The organism is Coralloluteibacterium stylophorae (assembly GCF_018122625.2).
Lineage (GTDB): Bacteria > Pseudomonadota > Gammaproteobacteria > Xanthomonadales > Xanthomonadaceae > Coralloluteibacterium > Coralloluteibacterium stylophorae.
Genome location: NZ_JAGQFT020000003.1, coordinates 268,367 through 292,510 on the forward strand (window position 1 = coordinate 268,367; position 24,144 = coordinate 292,510).

25 protein-coding genes are annotated in these 24,144 nt (G+C 72.9%); 13 read left to right on the top strand and 12 right to left on the bottom strand.

The genetic code is table 11. From position 1 onward, the window contains the following. The first annotated feature begins 95 nt into the window (after window positions 1-95). Window positions 96-1,088, top strand: a complete 993-nt coding sequence (locus KB893_RS06065; protein ID WP_211925947.1) for a polyprenyl synthetase family protein — start codon at window positions 96-98, stop codon at window positions 1,086-1,088. 373 nt (window positions 1,089-1,461) lie between these two features. Here KB893_RS06065 and KB893_RS06070 read toward each other — a convergent pair whose 3' ends face one another. The 4 genes from KB893_RS06070 to KB893_RS06085 all read right to left on the bottom strand — a co-directional run bounded on the left by KB893_RS06070 (window position 1,462) and on the right by KB893_RS06085 (window position 7,651). After that, window positions 1,462-2,181 (bottom strand): dienelactone hydrolase family protein, encoded by a 720-nt coding sequence (locus tag KB893_RS06070; protein ID WP_211925950.1) that lies wholly within the window; start codon window positions 2,179-2,181, stop codon window positions 1,462-1,464. Between the two features lie 130 nt (window positions 2,182-2,311). After that, window positions 2,312-3,712, bottom strand: coding sequence for a UDP-N-acetylmuramoyl-L-alanine--D-glutamate ligase (gene murD, locus KB893_RS06075; RefSeq protein WP_211925946.1), 1,401 nt, complete (start codon window positions 3,710-3,712; stop codon window positions 2,312-2,314). Further along, window positions 3,693-5,051 carry a UDP-N-acetyl-alpha-D-muramoyl-L-alanyl-L-glutamate epimerase gene (murL, locus tag KB893_RS06080; RefSeq protein ID WP_211925945.1) on the bottom strand — a complete coding sequence of 453 codons (1,359 nt, stop codon included), beginning with the start codon at window positions 5,049-5,051 and terminating at the stop codon, window positions 3,693-3,695. The genes murD and murL overlap by 20 nt, the downstream gene beginning before the upstream one ends. Continuing rightward, window positions 5,048-7,651, bottom strand: a complete 2,604-nt coding sequence (locus KB893_RS06085) for a bifunctional aspartate kinase/diaminopimelate decarboxylase (RefSeq protein WP_211925944.1) — start codon at window positions 7,649-7,651, stop codon at window positions 5,048-5,050. The genes murL and KB893_RS06085 overlap by 4 nt, the downstream gene beginning before the upstream one ends. 132 nt (window positions 7,652-7,783) lie before the next feature. Between KB893_RS06085 and KB893_RS06090 the strand changes: the two genes are divergently transcribed. Further along, complete coding sequence (locus KB893_RS06090) at window positions 7,784-8,665, top strand: PhzF family phenazine biosynthesis protein (RefSeq protein ID WP_211925943.1); 882 nt, start codon at window positions 7,784-7,786, stop codon at window positions 8,663-8,665. 3 nt (window positions 8,666-8,668) lie between these two features. On the opposite strand, the gene KB893_RS06095 is transcribed toward KB893_RS06090, so the two are convergent. Beyond that, window positions 8,669-9,049, bottom strand: a complete 381-nt coding sequence (locus KB893_RS06095) for a hypothetical protein (RefSeq protein ID WP_211925942.1) — start codon at window positions 9,047-9,049, stop codon at window positions 8,669-8,671. Window positions 9,050-9,082: 33 nt separating this feature from the next. Beyond that, window positions 9,083-9,775, bottom strand: a complete 693-nt coding sequence (locus tag KB893_RS06100; protein ID WP_211925941.1) for an alpha/beta hydrolase — start codon at window positions 9,773-9,775, stop codon at window positions 9,083-9,085. A 207-nt stretch (window positions 9,776-9,982) separates the two neighbouring features. Between KB893_RS06100 and KB893_RS06105 the strand changes: the two genes are divergently transcribed. The 3 genes from KB893_RS06105 (at window position 9,983) to KB893_RS06115 (ending at window position 10,925) form a co-directional block, all read left to right on the top strand. Further along, a complete protein-coding gene (locus tag KB893_RS06105) occupies window positions 9,983-10,252 on the top strand; it encodes a DUF3861 family protein (RefSeq protein WP_211925940.1) in 270 nt (89 codons plus the stop codon). 36 nt (window positions 10,253-10,288) lie between these two features. Continuing rightward, complete coding sequence (locus KB893_RS06110; RefSeq protein ID WP_211925939.1) at window positions 10,289-10,699, top strand: DUF2784 domain-containing protein; 411 nt, start codon at window positions 10,289-10,291, stop codon at window positions 10,697-10,699. 67 nt (window positions 10,700-10,766) lie between these two features. Then, window positions 10,767-10,925 carry a DUF3309 family protein gene (locus tag KB893_RS06115; RefSeq protein WP_211925938.1) on the top strand — a complete coding sequence of 53 codons (159 nt, stop codon included), beginning with the start codon at window positions 10,767-10,769 and terminating at the stop codon, window positions 10,923-10,925. 65 nt (window positions 10,926-10,990) lie between these two features. Here the strand turns inward: KB893_RS06115 and KB893_RS06120 are convergent, their stop codons facing one another. Both KB893_RS06120 and KB893_RS06125 read right to left on the bottom strand, forming a co-directional pair. Beyond that, window positions 10,991-11,473, bottom strand: coding sequence for an SET domain-containing protein (locus KB893_RS06120; RefSeq protein WP_211925937.1), 483 nt, complete (start codon window positions 11,471-11,473; stop codon window positions 10,991-10,993). A 90-nt stretch (window positions 11,474-11,563) separates the two neighbouring features. Further along, window positions 11,564-12,214 (bottom strand): response regulator, encoded by a 651-nt coding sequence (locus KB893_RS06125; protein WP_211925936.1) that lies wholly within the window; start codon window positions 12,212-12,214, stop codon window positions 11,564-11,566. A 100-nt stretch (window positions 12,215-12,314) separates the two neighbouring features. On the opposite strand from KB893_RS06125, the gene KB893_RS06130 reads away from it, so the two are divergent. From KB893_RS06130 to KB893_RS06165, 8 genes are all read left to right on the top strand, one after another. Continuing rightward, window positions 12,315-15,188 carry an ATP-binding protein gene (locus KB893_RS06130; protein ID WP_211925935.1) on the top strand — a complete coding sequence of 958 codons (2,874 nt, stop codon included), beginning with the start codon at window positions 12,315-12,317 and terminating at the stop codon, window positions 15,186-15,188. 119 nt (window positions 15,189-15,307) lie between these two features. Then, window positions 15,308-15,754 (top strand): SUF system Fe-S cluster assembly regulator, encoded by a 447-nt coding sequence (locus KB893_RS06135; protein WP_211925934.1) that lies wholly within the window; start codon window positions 15,308-15,310, stop codon window positions 15,752-15,754. A gap of 20 nt (window positions 15,755-15,774) precedes the next feature. Then, complete coding sequence (gene sufB / locus KB893_RS06140) at window positions 15,775-17,214, top strand: Fe-S cluster assembly protein SufB (RefSeq protein WP_211925933.1); 1,440 nt, start codon at window positions 15,775-15,777, stop codon at window positions 17,212-17,214. Window positions 17,215-17,359: 145 nt separating this feature from the next. Beyond that, entirely contained in the window at window positions 17,360-18,130 is a 771-nt protein-coding gene (gene sufC / locus KB893_RS06145) for a Fe-S cluster assembly ATPase SufC (protein ID WP_211925932.1), read from the top strand. 8 nt (window positions 18,131-18,138) lie between these two features. Then, window positions 18,139-19,440 carry a Fe-S cluster assembly protein SufD gene (sufD, locus tag KB893_RS06150; RefSeq protein ID WP_377731182.1) on the top strand — a complete coding sequence of 434 codons (1,302 nt, stop codon included), beginning with the start codon at window positions 18,139-18,141 and terminating at the stop codon, window positions 19,438-19,440. Beyond that, window positions 19,437-20,681, top strand: coding sequence for a cysteine desulfurase (locus tag KB893_RS06155; RefSeq protein ID WP_211925930.1), 1,245 nt, complete (start codon window positions 19,437-19,439; stop codon window positions 20,679-20,681). Before sufD ends, KB893_RS06155 begins: the two co-directional genes overlap by 4 nt. 98 nt (window positions 20,682-20,779) lie before the next feature. Then, a complete protein-coding gene (locus KB893_RS06160) occupies window positions 20,780-21,319 on the top strand; it encodes a GNAT family N-acetyltransferase (protein WP_211925949.1) in 540 nt (179 codons plus the stop codon). Continuing rightward, window positions 21,316-21,636, top strand: coding sequence for a non-heme iron oxygenase ferredoxin subunit (locus KB893_RS06165; RefSeq protein ID WP_211925929.1), 321 nt, complete (start codon window positions 21,316-21,318; stop codon window positions 21,634-21,636). The genes KB893_RS06160 and KB893_RS06165 overlap by 4 nt, the downstream gene beginning before the upstream one ends. On the opposite strand, the gene KB893_RS06170 is transcribed toward KB893_RS06165, so the two are convergent. The 4 genes from KB893_RS06170 to KB893_RS06185 form a co-directional block, all read right to left on the bottom strand. Beyond that, window positions 21,567-22,415, bottom strand: a complete 849-nt coding sequence (locus tag KB893_RS06170) for an oxygen-binding di-iron domain-containing protein (protein ID WP_211925928.1) — start codon at window positions 22,413-22,415, stop codon at window positions 21,567-21,569. The genes KB893_RS06165 and KB893_RS06170 overlap by 70 nt on opposite strands. A gap of 85 nt (window positions 22,416-22,500) precedes the next feature. Continuing rightward, window positions 22,501-23,046, bottom strand: coding sequence for a HutD/Ves family protein (locus KB893_RS06175; RefSeq protein WP_211925927.1), 546 nt, complete (start codon window positions 23,044-23,046; stop codon window positions 22,501-22,503). Next, the gene (locus tag KB893_RS06180; RefSeq protein WP_211925926.1) at window positions 23,043-23,504 is read right to left on the bottom strand and encodes an SET domain-containing protein; all 462 of its coding nucleotides are present in this window, start codon (window positions 23,502-23,504) and stop codon (window positions 23,043-23,045) included. The genes KB893_RS06175 and KB893_RS06180 overlap by 4 nt, the downstream gene beginning before the upstream one ends. A 125-nt stretch (window positions 23,505-23,629) precedes the next feature. Then, complete coding sequence (locus tag KB893_RS06185) at window positions 23,630-23,938, bottom strand: ComEA family DNA-binding protein (RefSeq protein WP_211925925.1); 309 nt, start codon at window positions 23,936-23,938, stop codon at window positions 23,630-23,632. Window positions 23,939-24,144: the final 206 nt, after the last annotated feature.

Sequence of the window (24,144 nt, forward strand, 5' to 3'; positions counted from 1 at the left end):
GCGCGGTAGGAAATCGCCGCCCGCGAGGTGCCGCACAACCCGGCGTCACGCCGCCGGCACGTATACTTCGCGGTCGGTCCGCAGTGCCCCACGCCATGTCCGCAACGCTCCCCGATTCGCTCGACCTCCCCGACATCCAGCGGCTGGCGGCCGCGGACATGCAGGCGGTCGACACGCTGATCCGGGCGCGGCTGGCCTCCGACGTGGTGCTGATCAACCAGGTCGCTGAGCACATCGTGGCCGCGGGCGGCAAGCGGCTGCGGCCGATGCTGGTAGTGCTCGCCGCCCGCGCCCTCGGCGGCGGCGGCACCGCGGCGCACACGCTGGCGGCGATCGTCGAGTTCATCCACACCTCGACCCTGCTGCACGACGACGTGGTCGACGAGTCCGATCTCCGCCGCGGCCGGCGCACCGCCAATGCGCTGTGGGGCAACGCGCCGAGCGTGCTGGTCGGCGACTTCCTGTACTCGCGCAGCTTCCAGCTGATGGTCGAGCTCGACTCGATGCCGGTCATGCGCGTGCTCGCCGACACCACCAACGCCATCGCCGAGGGCGAGGTGCTGCAACTGCTGCACGTCCACAACCCCGACACCGACGAGGCCGCCTACCTGCGCGTCATCGAGCGCAAGACCGCGGTCCTGTTCGCCGCCGCGACGCGACTGGGCGCGATGCTCGCCGGTGCCGACGCCGCCACCGCCGAGCGCATGCACGCCTTCGGGCTGCAGCTTGGTTACGCCTTCCAGATCGCCGACGACGTCCTCGACTACGCCGGCGATGCCGCCGCGCTCGGCAAGAACCTGGGCGACGATCTCGCCGAGGGCAAGGCAACCCTGCCGTTGATCCATGCCATGGCGCATGCGCAGCCCGCCGCGCGCGAGCGGCTGGCCAGGATCATCGAGAACGGCGACAGCGCCGCCCTGCCCGAGGTGATCGCGGCGATCGAGGCGAGCGGCGGGCTGGAGTACAGCCGCGCGGTCGCGATGCGCCACGCGGACGCGGCGATCGCCGCGCTCGAGGGGCTGGCGGACAACGAATGGGGAGCGGCGCTGCGTGGCCTCGCCCGCTATGCGGTGGCGCGGGTGCACTGAGCTGCCGGCGGGTGCGCCTGCGCCATGGTGAGGGCCGCGGCTCCTGGCCCGGCCGATTCCGGACATCGCTCGAGCCGGGTTGCGCGCACCAGGACATGGTCGCGGCCGGCCTGTGTGCCGGTCGTCCTCGAGGGTGCGGGGGGGCTCGGAAGGTCGGGGCTGCCACTTCCCTGTGGCCGGTTGGTGATCCCCATGCCGCCGGGCGGCGACGGAACGGACGTTAGACGCGGGCGTCGCCCGCGGCAAGGTCAGGTGAAGACAGTATCGCTGACGCATCCCCGCAATCGCCTATCGTCAGCGGGCCCAGATTGATCCGCTAAGCGGAACCGGACCAGCGTTAGTCAGAATCTCTGACTGTTGCGTATCGCTGACATCAGAGGATTTCCTCGAAGAATGCTTCGACCAGCCGCTCCGCCCGGCGCGCGGCACGGGCGTCGTAGCGGCAGTTGCCGGGGCCGTCGCCGGCCGCTTCCTCGGCGAAGCAGTGGCGCGCGCCGCCGAACTCGACCAGCTGCCAGTCCGCGTCGACCGCGTCCATCTCGGCCTGGAATGCGGCGATGTCGGCATCGCTGACCGAGGTGTCGGCAGCGCCGTTGAGCACGAGTACGGCCGCGGGCAGGTCGCCGCGCGCGGGCCGGTCGGTGGCGAGGCCGCCGTGCAGGCTGACCACGCCGGCGAGCCGCTCCTCGCCGCTGCGGGCGAGTTCGAGAATCGTGCTGCCACCGAAGCAGAAGCCCATGCCGGCCAGCCGCTGCGGGTCGAGCGGCGCCGCATCGGCCTGCGCCTGCAGGGCATCGAGCGCACGCGCCGCCCGTGCGCGCAGCAGGCCACGGTCGGCGTACATGCGCTCGACCTGGCGGCGCGCGGCCTGGGCATCGGCCGGGCGCACCTCCTTGCCGTACACGTCCGCGACCAGCACCACGTAGCCCCCGGCGGCGACCTCGCGCGCCTCCTCCACCGCAGCCTCGGTCACGCCCATCCAGTTGGGCACCATGAGCACGCCCGGCCGGCGGCCCTGGTCGGCGTCGTCGTAGACCAGCACGCCCTCGAAATCGGCCCCGTCCAGGGACCAGCGGAGCGGCTCGGCGCGCATCGCCGCCGCGGCGGGGGCGATGCAGGCGGCGAACAGGAGCAGGGACAGGCTGCGGATCACGGCACGACTCCTCGACGGCGGGCGGATCCGCCCAGTCTATCCGCGCGCCCGCCGCCCACCGCGGCTGCCCTCAGGCCACGCCGAGCCCGCCGATGGCGCCGACGTCGGCCGTGTCGAAACCGGCGATCGCGGCGAAATGGCGTCCGCGTTCCGCATAGTCGCGGTAGGCATCGAAGCTGGGCGCGCCGGGCGACAGCAGCACCACGCCGGTGTGGTCGAGCACCGCGGCCGCCGCCTGCACCGCCGCGGCCATGTCCGCCGCCTGCAGCAGGCGGAAGCGCCCGCCGTGCGCATGCGGCGCCAACGCGGCATGGATGCGTGGTCCGTTGGCGCCCATCGCCACCACCGCCACCGGCGGCTCGCGGGCGATGCGCTCGGCGAAGTGCCCCCAGTCGAGGCCGCGGTCGTGGCCGCCGACCAGGATCGCCACCCGCCGGCCGCGGAAGCAGTCGAGCGCGGCGAGGCTGGCGTGCGGGGTGGTGCTGATCGAGTCGTCGACGTACTCGACGCCGGCGACCGCCCCGAGCGGCTGCAGGCGATGCGGCAGGGGCCGGAACGATTCGGCGGCGGCGGCCAGGGCGACCGCATCCAGGCCCAGCGCTTCCACCGCCGCGAGCGCCGCGCACAGGTTGCCGCCGTTGTGCTGGCCGGGCGCGTGCAGGCGGCGCAGGTCGAACACCGGCCGCCCGCCGCGGCACACGTGCCCGTCGCCGACGTGCCAGCCGTCGGCGCGGTTGAACCACACCAGGTGCGCCTCGGCCGTTGCCTCGGGGTCGAGGGCCGCCAGCCGCGCATCGGCCGCGTTGAGCACCAGCGTGCGCGGCCGTCCGCGGGTGACGAGGGCGAGCTTGTCCTCGACGTAGCGGGCCTCGCCGCCATGCCAGTCGAGATGCTCGGGGAACAGGTTGAGCACCACGCCGACCTCGGGCCGGGTGGCATGGTCGAGGAAGGCGTCGCGGGTCTGGTAGCTCGACAGCTCGATCGCCCAGAACGCCAGTGCCGGCGTCACGTCCATCAGCTCGATCAGCGGCAGGCCGATGTTGCCGGCCAGCGCGGTGCGCTGCCCGGCGGCGCGCAGCAGGTGGGCGACGAGCGCGGTGGTGGTGCTCTTGCCCTTGGTCCCGGTGACGCAGACGGTGCGGGCGTCCGGGTGCGTGGCGAACCACAGGGCGCTGGCACCGACGAACCGCGCGCCGAGGAGCGTCGCCTCGCCGGCCGGCGGTGCGTAGGGGCTGATGCCGGGCGACTTCACCACCACGTCGAAGTCGGCCAGCGCCTGCGGGTCGACCTCGGCACGGGCGCTCAGCAGCGGGTCGCCCAGCGCCGCCACCTGCGCCACTTCGGCCGCCGCGCAGAACACCGCCAGCGGCTGCGCCGGAAAGCGTCGCCGCAGCCAGGCGGCGGTCGCGCGGCCTTCGCGCCCCCAGCCCCAGACCGCGACGCGGCGGCCCTCAAGCCGCGAAGGATGCACGCAGCGACTCCCACAGCGCCGGCGGGATGCGGTGCTCGTCGACCGGTTCGAGCAGCGGCTCGACGGCCAGCTCTTCGCGGCCGAGCTGCGGCCGGATCTCGCGCGCGAAGCGCTCGACCAGGGCGTCCTCGCGCCAGGCCGGCGACCAGCTCAGGGCGGCGAAGGCGGCGCGCGACTCGCGTGCCTCGCCGACGCATTCGAAGGGCTTGTGGTCGCGGTACTCGATCAGCGCGTCGAAGCCCGCCGCCTGGTTCGGCTCGTCCAGCAGGTTGCGGCCGAAGATCGACATCAGCCGCGGCTTGGGCATGAACGGCGCCAGCGCCAGGAACACGAAGTGGCACTTCGGGCACTGCCCGCACCAGCGACTGGTGGGGCGCGCGCCGAGGATGTGGAAGTTGCGGTTGCAGCTGGAAAAGTGCGCGTCGTAGCGGTCGGTGCGGGCGAACTGGCGCGCCACCGCCAGTTCGGAGAACGGGCGCAGCAGCGAGTAGTACTTCAGGTCCGCGGCGATGCGGCCGGCGACGTAGGCGCCGAAGGCCTGCTCGAACGCCCAGCCCTTCGACCACTGGTGGTTCACCTCGCCGGTGCCCTCGATCAGGCTGCCGTAGCTCGCCGAGCGTTCGTTGGAGAACACCACCTGGTCGACGCCGCGCAGCAACGCCGCCAGCACCAGGATCGCCGAGTTCACCGCGGTCACCGGGATGTGGCCGTTGAGCGCGCCGTGGCGGTTGTAGTCGAACAGCTCCGGCGCCAGCGAACGGGTGATGTTGACCAGCGGCAGGCCGGTGCGCGCGGCGCAGGCGTGGATCAGCTGCGAGCCGCCGATCCACACCGCACTCTGCGCCACGCCGGCCGCGCGCAGGGCCTCCACCGAGACCAGCGAATCCTTGCCGCCGCCGACCGCGGTCAGCGCGTGCGGCGCCAGCCCGAGCACCGGCGCCGGCGCGGGCTCGGTGCCGACGTGGGGAAACACGATGCGGCCGCGCAGTTCGAGCCCGTTGCGATAGGCGAACTCGCCCAGGCCGTTCTCGTACACCAGCGTCGCCAGCGCCGCGGTGGCGGCATCCAGCGGCTCGCCCTCGACCACGATCGCCGGCGGCACCGCGGCCTTGTAGTAGCTCACCCCGGCGACCAGGTGCAGCAGGCGCAGGGCGCGGTCCACGGCCGCCGCGCGGTCCGGGTCGAGCTCGAACGGCGCGCCGGGGATGCGCACCACCTCGATCAGCTCGGGGCCGTCGTCGAAGGCGTAGACCAGGCGCGCCTCGCCGGTCTTGGCGTGGAACTCGCGGCGAACGAAGCGGAAGGCGCGGATCGCGCCGCGGTCGAACACGGTGTTCATGCCAGGGCCTCCTCCACGGGCAGTGCGCGCTGGTTGTAGGTATTGGCCATGACCATGCCGTAGGCGCCGGCGTCGGCCACCAGCAGCACGTCGCCCTCGCGGGTGGCGTCCGGCAGGCGCCGACGCCGGCCGAGCACGTCGCCGCTCTCGCAGATCGGGCCGACCACGTCCACCGGCGTGCCCGGCGGCGCATCGAGCCGGCTCAGGTTGACGATCTCGTGGAAGGCGCCGTACAGCGCCGGGCGCAGCAGCGCGTTCATGCCGGCGTCGGCGCCGACCCGGCGCACGCCCTGCTTGTCGACCACCTGGGTGGCGGTCAGCAGCAGCACGCCGGCCTCGGCCACCAGCCAGCGCCCGGGTTCGATCCACAGCGCGTACTCCGGACGCGCCGCCTTCATCTCGACCAGTTCGCGGGCGTAGGCGGCGAGGTCGAAGGCCTCGGCGTCCGGGTCGTAGGCGATGCCCAGCCCGCCACCGATGTCGAGGAAGGCGACGGTGCCGATCTCGTCGGCGGTCGACGCCAGCACCGCGTGCACCTCGCGCCAGTGCGCGGTGTCGTGGATGCCGCTGCCGATGTGCGCGTGCAGGCCGACGATGCGGGCGCCGGCGGCCGCGGCTGCGGCGACGACGGCGGGTACCGCGTCCACGGCGAGTCCGAACTTGGCGCCCTTGCCGCCGGTGCGGACCTTCTCGTGGTGACCGCTGCCGAAGCCCGGATCGATGCGCAGCGTGATCTCGCGCCCCGCGAACAGCTCCGGCCAGTCGCGCAGCGGCGCGACCGAATCGACGGTCACGTGCACGCCACGCGCCAGCGCGTCGGCGTACTCGGCGCGCGGGGCGAAGCTCGGGGTGAACAGGACGCGGCCGGGGTCGAGATCCGGCAGCACCGCGAACACGTGCGCCAGCTCCCCGGCGGAGACGCACTCCAGCCCGCTGCCCTCCTCCGCCAGCACGCGCAGGATGGCGGGGTGCGGATTGGCCTTGATCGCGAAGAAGCGGCGGTCGACCGCGGCGATCCCCGCCAGGCCGCGCGCGCGGGCGCGCACGGTGTCGAGATCGTAGACGTAGCGCGGCGTGCCGGCGGCGGCGCGATCCAGGAGGTCGTCGCGGCGCGCCATCCACCAGGCCTCCCGGCGCGCGCCCTCGGGCAGGCCGAGGCGGCGCCAGCTCGGGCCGAACACCGCGGTCTCGTCGACCGGCATGGCGCCCGAGGCGATCAGCAGGCCGTGCAGGCGCGGCATGATCCCGTCGGCCAGTTCCTCGTCGACGACGAAGGTGAGGTTGAGGTCGTTGGACGACTGCGAGATCAGGTGCACGCGCTCGCGGCCGAACTCGCTCCACACCTCGGTGAGCCGGTGCAGCAGCCCGCGGATGCCACGGCCGACCAGCGTGATCGCCGCGCACGGCGCGATCACCTTGACCCGGCACACGTGGGCGAGATCCGCGCACAGCGCCTCGAGCACGTTGGAACTGACCAGGTTCTCGGACGGATCCAGGGACACGGTGATGTTGGTCTGCGAGGTGCCGATCAGGTCGATCGACAGCCCGTGGCGCTTGAAGCGCTCGAACACGTCCGCGGTGAAGCCGACCTGCTGCCACATGCCGATCGACTCCATCGATACCAGCACGATGCCGCGGCGCGAACTCAGCGCCTTGACCCCCGGCACCGGCGCGGCGCTGCCGCAGATCTCGGTGCCCGGCAGCTCGGGACGGTCGGTGTCGCGGATCCACAGCGGCACGCCGGCGTCGCGGCAGGGCTGGATGCAGCGCGGGTGCAGCACCTTGGCGCCGGTGGTGGCGATCTCCTGCGCCTCCTCGTAGTCCAGCCGGGTGAGCAGGCGCGCGTCCGGCACCTGGCGCGGGTTGGCGCTGAACATGCCGGGCACGTCGGTCCAGATCTCGACCCGGCGCGCGCCGACGAGCGCCCCGAAGTAGGCGGCCGAGGTGTCCGAGCCACCGCGGCCGAGGATCGCGGTGCCGCCGTCGTCGGCGCGGGCGATGAAGCCCTGGCTCAGCAGCAGCGCGTGCGGCTGCGCGGCGAAGCGTGCGCGCAGCGCGTCGTCGGATGCCGTGGAGCAGGACACCGACAGCCGCCGCGCCCACTCGCCCTGGTTCGGGATCGACACCGTGCGCAGCCAGTCGCGGGCATCGGTCCAGCCGATGTCCAGACCCTGCGCCCGGAGATAGGCCGCGCCGAGCGTCGACGAGCACAGCTCGCCCTGTGCCAGCACCTCGGCCTGCCAGTCGAGCGCGGCGGCGGCGCGGCGCGGATCGGCCGCCAGCGCGCGCAGCGCCTGCATGCGTGCGCCGAGCACCGCCTGCGGGTCGAGGCCGAGTTCGTCGGCACAGAAGCGCTCGTGGCGCTCGACCAGCGCCTCGGCGGCGGCGGCGGTCGCACCGGCGTCGGCGTGGCCGTCGATCAGCGCCTGCAGCGCATTGGTCACCCCCGAGAGCGCCGAGACGACCGTCAGCACGCGGGCGCCGTCGCGCCCGGCGGTCTCGCGCATGAGCCGGCCGATGGTGTCCCAGCGGCTGCGTTTCGACACGCTGGTCCCGCCGAACTTCAGGACGATCCAGGGTGCGGGGGCGGCTGCGGGCATCTGCGGCGGGTTCCGGGGCGGGGACAAGGCAAAGACCGACGATGATAAGTCAGCCGCCGCGCGCCGGAGGCCGCGGGCGGAGGGTGGTGTTGTTTATCCTGCGCGGCCCGTCACGCCCGAAGGAGCCGCGCGATGCGCGAGGTCGCGTTCAAGCAGGTCGATGTCTTCCCGCAGGTCGCGTTCGGCGGCAATCCGGTCGCGGTGATCCTCGACGGCAGCGGCCTGGACGGCTGCGCCATGCAGGCGATCGCGCGCTGGACCAACCTGTCGGAGACGACCTTCGTGCTGCCGGCGACGACGCCCGCGGCCAGCTACCGCGTGCGCATCTTCACCCCGCGCCGCGAGCTGCCCTTCGCCGGTCACCCCAGCGTCGGCACCGCGCACGCCGTGCTGGAGGCGGGACTGGCCGAGGCGGTCGACGGTGCGCTGGTGCAGGAGTGCGCCGCCGGCCTGCTGCCGGTGCGCGTGGAGGAGGACGCGCCGCAGCGCCGGATCCTGGTCCGCGCGCCCGCGGCCCGGCTCGCGCCGCTGCCGGAACCCGACGCCGGCCTCCTCCTCGCCGCGCTCGGCGCGGACGCCGGTGCCGCCGTCACCGCGCGGCCGGCGGCGGTGGACGTGGGTCCGGTCTGGCTGGTGCTGCAGCTCGGCGACGCGGCGCGGGTGCGCGCACTCGAGCCCGATCTCGCGGCCCTGGCCGCCCTCAGCGACGCCACCGGCGCGGTCGGCATCACCGTGTTCGGCGCCGAGCCCGACGACGCGCCCGACCGCTACGCGGTGCGCTCGTTCTGCCCGGCCGACGGCATCGACGAGGATCCGGTCTGCGGCAGCGGCAACGCCGCGGTCGGCGCCTGGCTGCATGCCGCCGGTGCGGCCGGCGATGGCGCATGGACATCCAGCCAGGGCCGCGAGTGCGGCCGCGACGGCCGCGTCGCGGTTCGGATCGACGCCGACGACCGGGTCTGGATCGGCGGCGGCGCGACCACCCGCATCGAGGGACGCATCGCGCTCGGCTGACCGCTAGCGCAGCGGGGCAGGCGGCGCTCCGCACGGCACCGGCGCCAGTGCGCCGGCGTCGCCCGGAGCGGCCCCGGGATCGCGTGGAGCGGTGGACACCTCGCGCACGCCGCGGCCGCTGGTGACCGCTCCCGCGGCACCGCCCACGCTCACCGCCAGCACGCCGCCGCGTTCCCGGTCCGCAGGTTCGCGCACGACCGTGCCGGCCTGCGGCGCGGGCCAGCAGTCGTCGAAGCCGCTGGCGTAGGGATCGACGACCACCACCGGCTCGACCGGCCGGAGCCGGTCGCGGTGGTCGCGGTGGTCGTGAGGACGGGCGGCGGCCGCGGCGGATGCGGTCGTCGCGAGAACCAGCGAGAGAGCGAGGACGGGAAGGCTTCGCATGGCGTTGTTCCGGCAGGCTGCCGGCAGTGCACCCTAGCCCACGGCCGGCGTCCAGCCCCGATCGAGCCAGGCGAGCACCCGTGCGGCGACGGCCGCGGCCTCGCGTCCGAGCAGGGGGCCGACGTGGCTCGCACCGGCGAGCGCGATCGTTTCCACCGCCCAGTCGGCCGCGAGCGCGCGCGTGGCCGCAGGTGCGACGTCGCGATCCGCCTCGGACAGCACCAGCAGGCAGGGGCACGCCGGCCGGGGCGGGAACGGCGTCGCCCGCGCCTCCTCGAGCACCGCGGCCGATTCGTCGCGCCAGCGGCGGAAGGCGTGGAGGGCGGCGGCGGCGTCGGCATCGGGCAGCGCGCGCCGGGTGCCGGCGAGCGCGGCACGCCCGCGCCAGGCACGGATCGCCGCGGCCCCGGGGCCTGCGGCAGGCCGCTCCGGCAGCAGCGGATTGACCAGCACCAGCGCAGCGGCACGCTCCGCGCATTCCGCGGCAAGGCGCCCGCCGAGGCTGGCGCCGACGAGCACCGGCGCCGGCCCGGCCCGCGCGATCGCCGCGGCGAGCTGCTGCCGGTAGTCGTCGAGCCGGGTCGCAGCGAGCCCCGGCGCGGCCGGCTGCAGCCCGGGCCGGTGCACGCGGATGCCCGCGGCCTCGAGCACGCGCGCCCAGATGTCCCATTCCCAGGGCCCGCCTCCCGCACCGTGTACGAGGACGATGTGGCTCCGATCCTCCATCACCTCCTCCTTCGGCGCGGGTCGCGGCGGTCGCGGGGCGCCATCGATGCGCGGCGGACGGAGCGTTCCGACTGCATCACCAGGTTCGGTTTCCATGCTGCCCAGAGGCACGCCGCGGCGGCGCGCGCGGACGCAACGTAGCGTCTTCGCCATGGGTGCGCAGCCGACGCGCGCACTGCGCATGCTGGCGCGCCCCGGAGGACCGCCATGCCCAGACACCGCTACCGCATCACCATCACCCCGACGACGCGCCATGTCGCCGCCGTGGAGTTCGACCACGTCGACGACGAGGACTGGGTGCGCACCCTGGAAGCCGCGCAGCGCCTGCCCGGCCTGTGCGCCGACAGCCGCACCGGCGTCTGCGTGGGACTGCGCCTGCTGGAGCGCGCCGCCGCCGAATGCGGCGACGACACATTCGCCGAACTGCGCCCCGCGCTCGACGCCCTGCGCGCGCGCCTCAAGCCGTCCTGCGGCTGACGGCGCCTGCACGCGCCGCGCGCACACTGCCGCGGCATGGACGCCCTCTCCCCGACGCAGGCGGCGCGCCTCGCCGATGCGGTCCTGCTGCTGCACGCGGGCATCGTCGCCTTCGCCGTGCTCGGCCAGCTGCTGGTGGTCGCCGGCGGCCTGCGCGGGTGGCGCTGGATCCGCAGTCGCGCCTTCCGCGCCGCGCACCTGGCCCTGGTGGTCTTCGTCGCGCTGCAGGCCTGGCTGGGCCGGGTCTGCCCGCTCACCACCTTCGAGCAGCAGCTGCGCGCGCAGGCAGGGCAGCCCGTGCACGAGGCCGGTCTGATCGAGCACTGGGTCGGCCGCCTGATCTTCTTCGAGGCGCCGGCCTGGGCCTTCGTCGTCGCCTACAGCGCGTTCGCCGTGGTGGTCGTGGGGAGCTGGTGGCGCTGGCCGCCGCGGGGGCGCGCGGACTGAATTTCACACCGGCCCCACGTGGCGCGACGAACGCTCCGGCGCGCCCACCACCCACCTGGAGTTCCCCATGAGTCTCGGCACCATCCTGCTCATCATCCTGCTCCTGATCCTCATCGGCGCGCTGCCGAGCTGGGGCTACAGCCGCAGCTGGGGTTACGGTCCCTCCGGCGGCATCGGCCTGCTGCTGATCATCGTCATCGTGCTGCTGGTGCTCGGCATCCTCTGACGCAGAAGCGGAAAACGAAGAAGCCGCGCAATGCGCGGCTTCTTCGTGTCCGTCCGGCGCGGTGGTCAGGCCTTCCGCCGGCCCCGCTTCGGCGCGAGCATCGTGCCGGTGCAGTTGGCCGCACCGCAGCGGCAGGTCCAGATCTTCTTCAGGCGCGCGGTGTGCGGGACCTCGAGCGTGATGTGGTAGTCGTAGGTCAGCTCCTCGCCCGCGGCGACGTCGCGCACCGTCTCGACGAAGATGCGGTCCCTGCGGCGGTCGCCGCCCTCGTCCTCCTCGATCACCGTCTCGCAGCTCGGATCGCAGCCGTGGTTGATCCAGCGCGCGACGTTGCCGTCGACGTTGCCGTCGACGATGTACCTGTCGTTGAGCGTGAACAGGAAGGTGTGGCCGGTCTCGCCGTCGTCGGCATAGAGCCGGTCGGCCTGCCGGTGCGTCAGCAGGCGGCCCTTGTATTCGATGACGCGGGTGCCCTTGGGCAGGTCGACGAGGGCGAACACGCCCGTACCGTGGATGGGCGAGCGGCGGGCGGCGATCTTGCGTGGCATCGGCGGTCACGACTGTGGCTGGCCGGGCATTGTGACGTGGGCGGACGCGCCGCGCATAGCGCGCGGCGCAGGCACCGCGGTCGCCCTGCCTCAGGGAATCAGCCCGATCTCGCGGGCGCAGTCGTAGAGCTGGGCGGGACTGCTCACGCCGAGCTTGCCCATCGCATCGATCTTCTGCCGACTGATGGTCTTGACGCTGCGGTGCAGGCGTTCGGCGATCTCGGTCACGCTCAGCCCCTGCGCGAACAGGCGCACGACCTCCTGCTCCTTGGGCGACAACCGCGCGCCCGGCAGTCGCGATGTTTCCTCGAGCCGCTCGCGCAGCCGGCAGGAGAGATAGCGGCGCCTCGACCTGACCGCATGCACCGCATTCGCCAGCTCGCCGAGGGCGGACCCCTTGTCGAGCAGACCGAGGATGCCGGTGTCCAGCATCGCCCGCAGCAGCGCCGGATTCTCGATCATCGTCTGCACCACCACGGGCAGCCCGGGGTGCCGCGCGCGGATGTCGCGCAGCAGGTCCAGGCCGGTGCGCTCGCCGCGTGGGCCGGCGTAGGGCATCGCGAAGTCGGTCACCAGCACGTCGCAGTCGCAGGTCGACAGCAGTTCCATCAGCTGCTCGCCGCGCTCGGCCTCCCCGACCACCCTCCACGCGCTGCTCTCGCGCTCGAGCGTCGCGCGCAATCCCATCAGCACGACCGGGTGGTCGTCGGCCAGCACCAGGCGCAGCTCCGCTCCCTCCATCCCCCTCTCCTTCATACGACCTGCACCGCCATTGTGGCGACGTTCATCCCCTGCCGCGACAACGGAGCGTGACGATGGCACCGCAGAACGCAGCCGCGCAATGAACCTTGGTCGCACTGCCGGCCGTTCCGACAGCGCCTCCGACTTCTTCAGTCGCGGCGCCCTGACCTCGCGCAGGAAGGTGCTGCTGGCCTGCGTGATCGGCTGGCTGCTGCTGACTGCCTACGACGTGAGCCTGCTGCCCCCGCCGGGGCTGGCGGCGGGTGGCTTCGCGGCGCTGTTGCTGCTCGCGATGCACGTCCCCGCATTGCTGCTGCTCGCGCTCGCGGGCGTGCTGTCGATGCGCGACGGCAGCCGCCGGCCGTTGGTGGATCGCCTGCTTCCGCTCATCCTGCTGGCGGCGCTGTGCTCCACCTCGGCGATCGACGTGGTGCTCCGCCATCACGCGGATGTCGACGAGCTGCGCCTCGCATTCGCGCCACTGCTGCTCATCACCGGCGTCCTGCTCGCGCCGTTCGGCCTGAAGCTGCGCAGCACGCTGGGGACGGTGATCGCGTTCCTGGCGTTCGACCTGCTGGCCCGCATGGTCTCCATCGAGGACGCCTCATCGCAGCGGCACGGCGTGGCGGCCTGGTTCCTGCTGCTGGTCAACACCGCCCTGTGCGCCTACGCCGCCCACCTGCAGCAGCGCGAACGGGTCGAGCAGTTCGAGAGCCAGCGCCGGCTCGACGATATCCTCGGCAACCTGCCGATCGCGGTCTTCACCTACGACCCGCATGCGCGAGGCTTCCCGCACATCGCCGGCGATACCTCGGCGCTGTTCGGCGTCGACGCCGAGACGATGATGCGGAACGGCCTCGATTCGGTCTACGCGCACCTGCCGCCGGAGGCCTGCGCCGACATCCGCGACGCCGCAGACATGCTGGCGGAGCAACCGCAGGAGCTGCGCCGCGAGTTCAGGATTCCCCACCGCGACGGCGTGCGCTGGGTCGAGGTGCATTCCACGCCCTATCGCAGCCTCACCGGCAAGGTCCGCCTCGCCGGCTACTGGGCCGACGTGACCGTCCGCCATGAGCAGAACGCCGCCATGCAGGCGGCGCAGGAGGCGGCGGAAGCGGCGGCGGCGGCGAAGTCGGGCTTCCTGGCGATGATGAGCCACGAGATCCGGACGCCGGTCAACGCGATCATGGGCATGATCGAGCTGCTCGACGGCACCACGCTCGACCCCGAACAGCGGTACATGGTCCGCACCGTGGATGCCTCGGCCGAGGCCCTGCTGCGGATCCTGGACGACGTGCTCGACTTCTCGCGAATCGAAGCCGGCAAGTTCGTCCTCGACCCGGCGCCGTTCTCGCCGCGCGAGCTGGTCGACCACGTCGTGGGCATCGTCGCGCCCGGGGTGCGCCGCAAGGGGCTGCGGATCTACGCCGAGGTCGACCACCGCATCGCGGGCATCCTCGTCGGCGACGCCTGGCGGCTGCGCCAGATCCTGCTCAACCTGCTCGGCAACGCGATCAAGTTCACCGACTCCGGACGGATCCGGGTCGCCCTGCGGATGGTCGGCGAGTCCGACGGCGACGCCGGCCGGCAGCGGATCGAGCTGATGGTCGCCGACACCGGCAGCGGGATCCCGTCCGAACAGCAGGCGACGCTGTTCGAGCCCTTCGTGCAGGCCGCCGACGCGGCCGACCGCCGCCGCGAGGGCGCCGGCCTCGGCCTGGCGATCTGCCGCAGCCTCGTCGACCTCATGCAGGGCAGCATCCGTCTCGAGAGCGCTCCGGGCGAGGGCACTCGCATCACCATCGCCCTGACCCTCGACGTCCGCCGCCGCGACGCCGCCAACGACGACCTCCTGCGCGGCTGCACCGCCCATGTCCGCGACGCCGATCCGGCCCTGGTCTCGAGCCTGGGCCAGCACCTGCGCGCGCTCGGCATCGCGGTGAACTCGGACTTCAGGCGCAGCGCGGACGGTGCGCGGCCATCGGTGGAACTCAGCTGCACCGGGCCCGGCACCGGCGACGGAGGCGACCGGCCGCGACGGATCCAACTGGTCGACCGGCAGTTCCCGCTCGGCTATGGCGTCGACGACGGCGCGGTCCTGCTCGGCACCAATCCGCTCGAATGGCGTGCGGTGCTGCCGGCCTGCCGCGAGGCGCTCGGATTGCCGGCCTCCACCGAACACGCCGCCGGCCAGGGCGAAGCGGCGCCGCCGGCGCGCGCCCCGCAGCGCATCCTGGTGGCCGAGGACCATCCGACCAACCAGGCGCTGGTGCGGCGCCAGCTCGACCGCCTGGGCTACGACTGCGACGTCGTCGGCGACGGCAGGGAAGCGCTCCAGCGCCTGCAGGACGGCGACTACGCGCTGCTGATCACCGACTGCCACATGCCCGGCATGGACGGCTACGAGCTCACCCGCCAGCTCCGGACACAGGAAGCCGGCAGCGGGCGCCACCTGCCGGTGATCGCCATGACCGCCAACGCGCTGCCGAGCGAGATCACCCGCTGCCTGGCGGTGGGCATGGACGACCACCTGGGCAAGCCGGTGCGCCTGCGTCGCCTCGATGACATGCTGGCGCGCTGGCTGGGCGGCGACGATGCCGTCGCTGCGGAACCGCCCGGCGGCCGCCATGGACCCGACCTCGCCACCCTGCGCGAGGCGCTGGCGGCCGAGGACGTGGTCGCGGTGCTGCGCTCGATGGCCGACGTCACCCTGCAGGACCTGCCGGCCCTGTACCAGTGCCTCGAAACGCGCGACGCCGACGGCACCCGGCAGTGGCTGCACCGCGCCGTCGGCGCCCTGCAGACGCTGGGTTCGCATCCGGTGATCGACGCGGGCCGCATGCTGATCGACCGGCTGGCGGCGGAGGGCGACGCCGCGCTGCCCGCGGCCAGCGGCTACGCGGTCCGGGTGGCCGAGTTCGCGGAGCACCTGCATGCGATCGCGCGCGCCGAGGAGGGCGCGCATGCGCCCTGAGCCGCTCCCGAACGTGAACCGGCGCCGGCGCAGCGCCATGGAAGCACCATCGGCTCCTTGAGGCGGAGGACGGAAATCCGTACCATTTCCGTCCTGTTTCAGCGTCCCGATCCCGTACCGTGCTGCGCGTCACCAAGCTCACCGACTACGCGACCGTCGTCCTGACCGTCCTGGCCGCGCGCCCGGACGCGGTGCACAGCGCCGGCGAACTCGCCGAGCACGCGGGGCTGGAGGCGACCACGGTCGCCAAGGTCCTGCGGCCGCTGTCGCAGGCCGGCCTGGTCACCGGCATCCGCGGCGCCGCCGGCGGCTACCGCCTGGCGCGCCCGGCGACGGCGATCAGCCTGATCGAGATCGTCGAGGCGGTCGAAGGGCCGCTGGCGATCACCGAATGCGCCGAGCACGGCGGCCGCTGCGACATCGCCGAGCGCTGCGGCGCCCGCGCGAGCTGGCGGCGGATCAACGACGTGCTCGCCGAGACGCTCCGCGGCATGTCGCTGGCCGACATGCTCGACCCCGTACCGCCGCGACGCCGCGACATCCCGCTCCGCGTCGCCACCGCATGACTTCTCGATAGGCAGCCAGCATGGCCACCCAATCCCAGGAACTCCTCGACGCCCTGTCGCGTCGCTACAGCGCCGGCTTCGTCACCGACATCGAGGCGGACTCGCTGCCGCCCGGCCTCAACGAGGACGTGATCCGCTTCATCTCCGCCAAGAAGGAGGAGCCGGAGTGGATGACGGAATGGCGCCTGCGCGGCTACCGCCAGTGGCTGAAGATGACCGCGCCGAACTGGGCCAAGCTGCAGATCGCCGAGATCGACTTCCAGGCGATCAGCTACTACTCGGCGCCCAAGGCCAAGTACAAGAGCCTGGACGAGGTCGACCCCAAGCTGCTGGAGACCTACGACAAGCTCGGCGTGCCCCTGCACGAGCGCGCGCGCCTGGCCGGCGTGGCGGTCGACGCGGTGTTCGACTCGGTCTCGGTCGGCACCACCTTCAAGAAGGAGCTGGCCGAGAAGGGCATCGTCTTCTGCTCGATGTCGGAAGCGGTGCGCGAGCATCCGGAGCTGGTGCGCCGGTACCTGGGCTCGGTGGTGCCGGCGTCCGACAACTACTTCGCCGCGCTCAACACCGCGGTGTTCTCCGACGGCAGCTTCGTGTTCATTCCCAGGGGCGTGCGCTGCCCGATGGAGCTCAGCACCTACTTCCGCATCAACGCCGGCCACACCGGGCAGTTCGAGCGCACGCTCATCGTGTGCGAGGACAAGGCCTATGTGTCCTACCTCGAAGGCTGCACCGCGCCGATGCGCGACGAGAACCAGCTGCACGCCGCGGTGGTCGAGCTGGTCGCGCTCGAGGACGCGGAGATCAAGTACTCCACGGTGCAGAACTGGTACCCGGGCGACGAGGAAGGCCGCGGCGGCATCTACAACTTCGTGACCAAGCGCGGCGAGTGCCGCGGCGACCGCTCCAAGATCACCTGGACCCAGGTCGAGACCGGCTCGGCGATCACCTGGAAGTACCCGTCCTGCGTGCTCAAGGGCAACGATTCCTCGGGCGAGTTCCACTCGGTCGCGCTGACCCACCACCGCCAGCAGGCCGACACCGGCACCAAGATGATCCACATCGGCCGCAACACGAAGTCGAAGATCGTCTCCAAGGGCATCTCCGCCGGCCGCGGCCAGAACACCTATCGCGGGCAGGTGCGGGTGGAGCGCTCGGCGTCCGGCGCGCGCAACCATACCCAGTGCGACTCGCTCCTGATCGGCAAGCAGTGCGGCGCGCACACCTTCCCCTACATCGAGGTGCGCCACCCCGACGCCACCGTCGAGCACGAGGCCACGACCTCTAAGATTTCCGAGGACCAGCTCTTCTACTGCCGCGCCCGCGGCATCGGCGAGGAGGACGCGGTCTCGATGATCGTCGACGGCTTCTGCAAGCAGGTCTTCCGCGAGCTGCCGATGGAGTTCGCGGTCGAGGCCAAGAAGCTGCTCGAGGTCTCGCTGGAGGGGGCGGTGGGGTGACGGGTGAAGCGGGAAGGGCGAATCGGGAATCGGGAGTCGGGACCTGAACGTCTCGTTCCCCCGCCCGATCCGCTTCGTCCCACGCACCTGCAGCCTTCCATTCCCGATTCCCCCTTCCCCATTCCCGCTTTACCCCAAGACCACCATGCTCAAGATCGAAAACCTCCACGTCCGCGTCGGTGAGCGCGAGATCCTCAAGGGCCTGTCGCTCGAGCTCGAGCCGGGCCGGGTCCACGCGATCATGGGGCCGAACGGCGCCGGCAAGTCCACGCTCGGCAACGTGCTCGCCGGCCGCGAGGGCTACGACATCACCGCCGGTTCGGTCAGCTTCGACGGCCAGGACCTGCTGGCCCTGGAGCCGGAGGAACGCGCCGCCGCCGGCGTGTTCCTGGCCTTCCAGTACCCGGTCGAGATCCCGGGGGTGAACAACACCTACTTCCTGCGTGCCGCGCTCAACGCGCAGCGCAAGGCGCGCGGCGAGTCCGAGCTGGACTCGATGCAGTTCCTGAAGCGGGTGCGCGAGAAGCTCGCCCAGCTGAAGTTCTCCGACACGCTGCTGCAGCGTGGGGTCAACGAGGGCTTCTCCGGCGGCGAGAAGAAGCGCAACGAGATCTTCCAGCTCGCGGTGCTGGAGCCGGCGCTGGCGATCCTGGACGAGACCGATTCCGGCCTCGACATCGATGCCCTGCGCCTGGTCGCCGACGGCGTCAACACGCTGCGCGACGCCGGCCGCAGCTTCCTGGTGATCACCCACTACCAGCGCCTGCTCGAGTACATCCGCCCCGACGTCGTGCACGTCCTCGCCGACGGGCGCATCGTCGAGACCGGCGGGCCTGAGCTCGCCGAGCAGCTCGAGGAGCACGGCTACGCCTGGATCAGGGAGCGTCGCGTCCCGGACGCGACGGACGCCGCATGAACGCCCAGCTGCCGCCCCTGCTCGATTCCTTCCGCGCCGAGTTCGACGCCGCGCCGCCGGCCGATCTCGAGGGCGCGCACCTGCGCGACGCGCGCCGCTACGCGCTGGCCGCGGCGCTGCGCGACGGCCTGCCCGGGCCGCGCAGCGAAGCCTGGAAGTACACCTCGCTGCGCGCCCTGGAGCGGCGCAGCTTCGTGCCGGCGCCGCAGGAGCGCGTCGCCGTCGATCCGGCCCTGCTGGCCGAAATCCCCGCGCCGCGCCTGGTGTTCGTCAACGGCCACTTCGACGCCGGCCTGTCGCGCATCCAGCGCCTGCCGCGCGGCGTGCACCTGATCGCCCTGTCGCAGGCCCTGCACGACTGCGACCCGCGCGAATGCGCCTTCATGGCGCGCCGCTTCGACGGCACCGAGGAGCTGTTCCCGCGCGTCAACTCCGCCCTCGCCGTGGACGGCGTGATGCTGCGCGCGACCGAGGAGTCCGACGGCGCCGAGCCGGTGCACGTGGTCTTCGTCGGCGCGCCGGCCGACGGCGACCGCGCCTGGAACCTGCGGCACATGGTCGAACTCCGCGAGCAGGCCCGCCTGACCCTGTGCGAGCACATCCTCACCGCCGGCGAGCACGCGCACCTGGCCAACACCGTGATGCAGGTGAAGCTCGCCGCCGGCAGCCGCCTGGACCACGTCCGCATCCAGGACGAGGGCGCCGGCGCCAGCCTGATCCAGCGCACCGAGGCCGCGCTGGCCGGCGACGCCGTGCTGCGCCGCCTCGACCTCGAGCTCGGTGCCGGGCTCGGCCGCCACGAGTTCAACGTCGCGCTGCGCGGCGCCGACGCCGCCGTGCACGCCAACGGGGTGCAGCTGGCGGCCGGGCGTCGCCACAACGACACCCGCCTCGCCGTCGACCACGCCGTGCCGGACACCCGCTGCGAACTCACCTGGCGCGGCATCGGCGCCGAGCGCGGACGCGCGGTGTTCCACGGCGGCATCCTGATCCGTGCCGGCGCCGACCGCACCGACGCCAACCTGTCGAACAAGAACCTGCTGCTGTCGGAGGGCGCCGAGGTCGATTCGCAGCCGGTGCTCGAGATCCACGCCGACGAGGTCAAGGCCGCGCACGGCACCACCGTCGGCCAGCTCGACCCGCAGGCGCTGTTCTACCTGCGCGCGCGCGGCGTGCCCGCGGCGCAGGCGCGGGCGATCCTGACCGCCGCGTTCTGCCGCGAGACGCTGGCGGTGATCGCGAACGAGGCGCTGCGCGAGCTCGCCACCGCGCGCCTGGACGCCGCCCTCGAGCGGCTGCCCGCACCGTGAGCGCGCGTGCCGACATCGCCGCGGGCGCGCCGGACTGGGCCGCGGTCCGTACCGACTTTCCGGTGCTCGAGCGCGAGGTCCACGGCAAGCCGCTGGTCTACCTCGATTCCGCCAACACCGGGCAGAAGCCGCGCGCGGTGATCGATACGGTCGATGCCTTCTTCCGCCGCCACAACGCCAACGTCAGCCGCGCCGTGCACACCCTCGGCACCGAGGCGACCGAGGCCTACGAGGGCGCCCGCGCGAAGCTCGCGCGCTTCGTCAATGTGCGCCCGGACGACCTCGTGCTCACCAGCGGCACCACCATGGCGATCAACCTGGTGGCCTATTCGTGGGCGCTGCCGCGGCTCGGGCCCGGCGACGTCGTCCTGGTCACGCACATGGAGCACCACGCCAACATCGTGCCGTGGCAGCTCGTCGCCCAGCGCACCGGCGCCACGGTGCGCGCGCTGGAGGTGACCGACAGCGGCGAGCTCGACCTCGACGCCGCACGCGCGGCGCTGACGCCCGAGGTGAAGCTGTTCGCCTTCACCCACGTCTCCAACGTGCTCGGCACGGTCAACCCGGTGCGCGCGCTGTGCCGCGAGGCGGCCAGGCGCGGCATCGTGACCCTGGTCGACGGCTCGCAGGCGCTGCCGCACCGGCAGGTCGACATCGCCGCGCTCGGCTGCGACTTCTACGCCTTCACCGGGCACAAGATGTGCGGGCCGACCGGCACCGGCGCGCTGTGGGCCCGGCGCGAGCACCTCGAGGCGATGCCGCCGTTCTTCGGCGGCGGCGAGATGATCCGCGAGGTCGCCTTCGAGCAGACCGTGTTCAACGACCCGCCGCACAAGTTCGAAGCCGGCACGCCGAACATCGCCGGCCACATCGGCCTCGGCGCCGCGGTCGACTACCTGTCCGGGCTGGGCATGGACCACGTCGAGGCGCGCGAGGCCGAGCTGCGCGCGCACGCGGTCGAGGCGCTCGACGGCATCGACGGGCTGCGCGTGCTCGGCCGCGCGCCGGAGGCCGCGGCGGTGATCAGCTTCCTGGTCGAGGGCGCGCATGCGCACGATCTGGCGACCCTGCTCGACCTCGAGGGCGTCGCCGTGCGCTCCGGCCACCACTGCGCGCACCCGCTGATGAAGCGCTTCGGCGTGGCGGCGACCTGCCGCATGTCGTTGGCCTTCTACAACACGCACGCGGAGATCGAGCGCTTCGCCGCCGCCGTGCACAAGGTCCGCGGGCTGCTGGCGTGAGTGCGAAGGAACCACTCGCGCCGGAGACGCATCCCGGCGCGCGCGCGGCGCAGGCCTATGCGGCGCACGGCGCCGCCGATCCCGCGCGCGACGCGCGGCTGCGCGACGCGGCGCTCGACGACATCCCCGCACTGGTCGCCCTGGTCACCGGCGCCTATCGCGGCGAGAGCAGCCGCGCCGGCTGGACCACCGAGGCCGATCTCCTCGACGGCGCGCGCATCGATGCCGACATCCTGCGCGCCGACATCCTCCGCGCGCGCAGCCGCATCCTGCTGCTGGAGCGCCCGCGCGCCGGACGCCCGGCCGAACTGCTGGCCTGCGCCCACGTCGCCGACCAGGACGGAATGGGCTACTTCGGCATGTTCGCGGTGCGGCCCGACCTGCAGAACGCCGGCATCGGCCGGCGCGTGCTGGCCGAGGCCGAGCGCGTGGCGCGCGAGGACTGGCGCCTGCCGGCGATGGCGATGACCGTGATCGACGTACGCCACGAACTGATCGCCTGGTACGAGCGCCGCGGCTATGCGCGCACCGGTGTCGTCAAGCCGTTCCCCTACGGCGACCTGCGCTTCGGCACGCCACGGCGCGAGGACCTGCGCTTCGAGGTCCTGCGCAAGTCGCTCGCGGCGCCGGCGCGATGACGGACTGGATCCGGGTCTGCGCCACCGGCGAGCTGCTGCCGGGCGAGATGCGCCAGGTGTGGGACGGCGCCACGCCGATCGTGGTGGTCAACCTCGACGGCGAGTACTACGCGCTGGAGGACCGCTGCAGCCATGAGGACGTCGAGCTGTCCACCGGCAGCCTCGACCCGGCCGAGGGCAGCATCGAATGCATGCTGCACGGCGCGCGCTTCGACCTCCGCGACGGCCGCGCCCTGTGCGCGCCCGCCTATACGCCGGTGCCGACGTTCCCGGTGAAGGTGGCCGACGGCGCGGTCTGGACCCGCGACGACCGCTGACGCGCCTCCGGCGGCACCCGGTAGTCCTGCGGCCCGAGCAGGTCGACGCCGCAGCGCAGCCCACGCAGCCAGTCGAGGAAGGCATCGATCGCCGCGCCGGCCAGCGGCAGCCCGTGTTGCGGCACGATCAGCGCCGGGGCGAGCTCCGCGACCATGTCCGCCCACAGTGCGGCCACGTGGCGACTGGCCATGTAGCGGCGATGGAAGCCCTCCATGCGCGCGGCGTGCGGGGCGAAGTCCTCGACCGGCTCGTAGGCGGTGCCGGCGGGAACCATGGAGGCGCCGACGTCGCCCGAGAACAGGATGCGGCTGAGCGGATCGTAGAAGCTGAAGTTGCCGACCGAGTGCAGGAAGTGCGCGGGCAGCGCGATCAGGCCGGCGCTGCCGAAGGGAACCGTCCCGCCCTCGTCCTCCAGCAGCAGGTAACGGTCGCGGCCGGTGTTCTTCTGGTAGTGCGGGACGCTGTGCGGGACGAAGCGCCCCCACAGCTTCGAGCACACCACCCGCGCCTGCGTGTACAGCAGCCAGCGGTCGACCGCGCCGATGATGTCCGGATCCTGGTGCGAGGCCAGCACCCAGGTGAGATCGGTCGGTTGCACGTAGCGCGTCATCGCCAGCGACAGCGGCGTGTACAGCAGCGCGCCGCCCGGATCGAGCAGCGCCGACTCCGCGCCATGCTGGATCAGGAACTGGTTGGCCTGGACGCCGTCGTCGCCGCGCACCAGGTCGCTGAACACGACGCAGCGATGGTCCCCTTCCTCGTACAGCACCGTCGGCATCCCGCATTCCTCGATCATGGATCGGCGCGCAGTCTCGCGACGACGGTCGCCGGACGCCTTGATCTCGATCAAGGCGCAGCCGCGCTCAGGCGGGCTCGAGGGCGATCGACACCAGCTCCGCATGCGCTTCGAGGCCGTCGGCGGCGGGCGGCAGCCACAGCGTGTCGCCCGCGGCGAGGCGTGCGTCGCCGGCGCGCACGATGCCGTCGAGCACGTAGACCAGGCACGGCACCTCGCCACCGGCAAGGCCGCCCTCCACCTGCCGGGTCGCAATGCGCGGCCGCACCTGGCCTGGCGACCAGATCAGGTTGAGCGCCTGGACCGGTCCGGCGAGCAGGCGGCACTGCGGTCCCGGTGCGCCGGCGTAGCTGGCCTCGGGCGCCGCCGGCGACAGCGCGTGTTCGCTGCCGTCCGCCCAGCGCAGGACGAAGCCCGCACCCCGCACGAGGCGCTGCCAGCGGTGCATGCCGGGAAAATGCGAGAAGCCGCCGTCGCCCCCGATGTCGGCCAGCGACAGCCGCCACGGTGGCGGATCGCCCCCGCCGCGCAGGATCTCGCGGGTCAGGCCGCCGCCGTTGCGCCAGGGCGCGGCGACGAGCCCGGTCGCGCGCACGACGCGCCACGGCGTCATCGCACGAGCGCGGCGAGCGCCAGCGTCGTCTCGCGCAGCGACTCGGCCCAGGAAAGGCCGACGATGGGCCGGCCGCTCTCGGCGTCGGCGAAGTCCTCGACCTGGCCCTCGGCGAGCAGGTGGCGGTAGTCCACGGTGACCTCGGTCCCGGCCGCGAGGTCGCGGGCGGCGAACACGAAACCCAGGTGCCACAGCCCGCTGGGCGCGAAGGAGTGGTTGACGTAGCACTCGTCCGGCCAGTCGAGGCTGACCGTGAAGCGGTCCTCGAACCAGCGCACGCAGGCCGCCAGCGCATCGGCGGCATCGGTGCGCGCCAGCACGTCCGCGAAGGACCAGGTGCGGTCGATGGCATCGGGCGCGATGACGACGCTGCCGGCGGTGACCGCCTCGTCGAGGTAGAGCCCCTGCCCGGCACCCGCGATGCGCGAGGAGGCGATGCGGTAGCGGGGCTTGATCATGCGCGGCGGCGGCGGTTGCGGTTGCGGGCCGCGCAGTTTAGCCGGCGGCGCGACCCGCAGCCGCAGGTGCCGCCCGGCCGCACTTCCGTGTGCGACGCCGGACGGCGAGGAGCGGAAGCGGCGCGTCAGTCGCCGGCGGCGGCGCCCGTGGCCGGGGCGCGGGTGCCGCCGACGGCGATGCGGTCGCGGTTCTTCTCGATCGTGGCCAGGCCGATGCCCTTGACGTTGGCGAGCTGGTCGGCGCTCTTGAACGGGCCGTTGGCCTCGCGATAGGCGACGATGGCCTTCGCCTTGGCCTCGCCCACGCCGACCAGGCCTTCGGCGATGGCGGCGGCATCCGCCGTGTTGATGTCGACCGTGGTGGCCGCGAACGCCGGCAGCGACAGCAGCGCGGCGAGCGCCAGCGCCTTCAGGGCAAGAGCGAGCTTGTGCATGACCTTCTCCTTGGATGCGTTGGGTGGCCGGCGTCCGCTGCCGGTGCCGCGCAGTCTCGGCGGCGGCCGACCCCGAGGCCCAGCGCCATGCACCGCCGCCCCGCTCGGACAAGCGCGGCGGCGCGGGTAGGAGTTCTCCCTGCCGATGCCGCGGCAGCTCAGGGGCGCCTCACCGAGCGGGCGCTAGAATCGCAGTCTTTCTCCTC

Excerpts from the sequence above, each read along its gene's own strand:
- KB893_RS06065 (WP_211925947.1), top strand. The coding sequence starts at position 96 with ATGTCCGCAACGCTCCCCGATTCGCTCGACCTCCCCGACATCCAGCGG.
- KB893_RS06070 (WP_211925950.1), bottom strand. The coding sequence starts at position 2,181 with ATGCGCGCCGAGCCGCTCCGCTGGTCCCTGGACGGGGCCGATTTCGAG.
- murL (WP_211925945.1), bottom strand. The coding sequence starts at position 5,051 with ATGAACACCGTGTTCGACCGCGGCGCGATCCGCGCCTTCCGCTTCGTT.
- KB893_RS06085 (WP_211925944.1), bottom strand. The coding sequence starts at position 7,651 with ATGCCCGCAGCCGCCCCCGCACCCTGGATCGTCCTGAAGTTCGGCGGG.
- KB893_RS06090 (WP_211925943.1), top strand. The coding sequence starts at position 7,784 with ATGCGCGAGGTCGCGTTCAAGCAGGTCGATGTCTTCCCGCAGGTCGCG.
- KB893_RS06095 (WP_211925942.1), bottom strand. The coding sequence starts at position 9,049 with ATGCGAAGCCTTCCCGTCCTCGCTCTCTCGCTGGTTCTCGCGACGACC.
- KB893_RS06100 (WP_211925941.1), bottom strand. The coding sequence starts at position 9,775 with ATGGAGGATCGGAGCCACATCGTCCTCGTACACGGTGCGGGAGGCGGG.
- KB893_RS06105 (WP_211925940.1), top strand. The coding sequence starts at position 9,983 with ATGCCCAGACACCGCTACCGCATCACCATCACCCCGACGACGCGCCAT.
- KB893_RS06110 (WP_211925939.1), top strand. The coding sequence starts at position 10,289 with ATGGACGCCCTCTCCCCGACGCAGGCGGCGCGCCTCGCCGATGCGGTC.
- KB893_RS06115 (WP_211925938.1), top strand. The coding sequence starts at position 10,767 with ATGAGTCTCGGCACCATCCTGCTCATCATCCTGCTCCTGATCCTCATC.
- KB893_RS06120 (WP_211925937.1), bottom strand. The coding sequence starts at position 11,473 with ATGCCACGCAAGATCGCCGCCCGCCGCTCGCCCATCCACGGTACGGGC.
- KB893_RS06125 (WP_211925936.1), bottom strand. The coding sequence starts at position 12,214 with ATGGAGGGAGCGGAGCTGCGCCTGGTGCTGGCCGACGACCACCCGGTC.
- KB893_RS06130 (WP_211925935.1), top strand. The coding sequence starts at position 12,315 with ATGAACCTTGGTCGCACTGCCGGCCGTTCCGACAGCGCCTCCGACTTC.
- sufB (WP_211925933.1), top strand. The coding sequence starts at position 15,775 with ATGGCCACCCAATCCCAGGAACTCCTCGACGCCCTGTCGCGTCGCTAC.
- sufC (WP_211925932.1), top strand. The coding sequence starts at position 17,360 with ATGCTCAAGATCGAAAACCTCCACGTCCGCGTCGGTGAGCGCGAGATC.
- KB893_RS06165 (WP_211925929.1), top strand. The coding sequence starts at position 21,316 with ATGACGGACTGGATCCGGGTCTGCGCCACCGGCGAGCTGCTGCCGGGC.
- KB893_RS06170 (WP_211925928.1), bottom strand. The coding sequence starts at position 22,415 with ATGCCGACGGTGCTGTACGAGGAAGGGGACCATCGCTGCGTCGTGTTC.
- KB893_RS06175 (WP_211925927.1), bottom strand. The coding sequence starts at position 23,046 with ATGACGCCGTGGCGCGTCGTGCGCGCGACCGGGCTCGTCGCCGCGCCC.
- KB893_RS06180 (WP_211925926.1), bottom strand. The coding sequence starts at position 23,504 with ATGATCAAGCCCCGCTACCGCATCGCCTCCTCGCGCATCGCGGGTGCC.
- KB893_RS06185 (WP_211925925.1), bottom strand. The coding sequence starts at position 23,938 with ATGCACAAGCTCGCTCTTGCCCTGAAGGCGCTGGCGCTCGCCGCGCTG.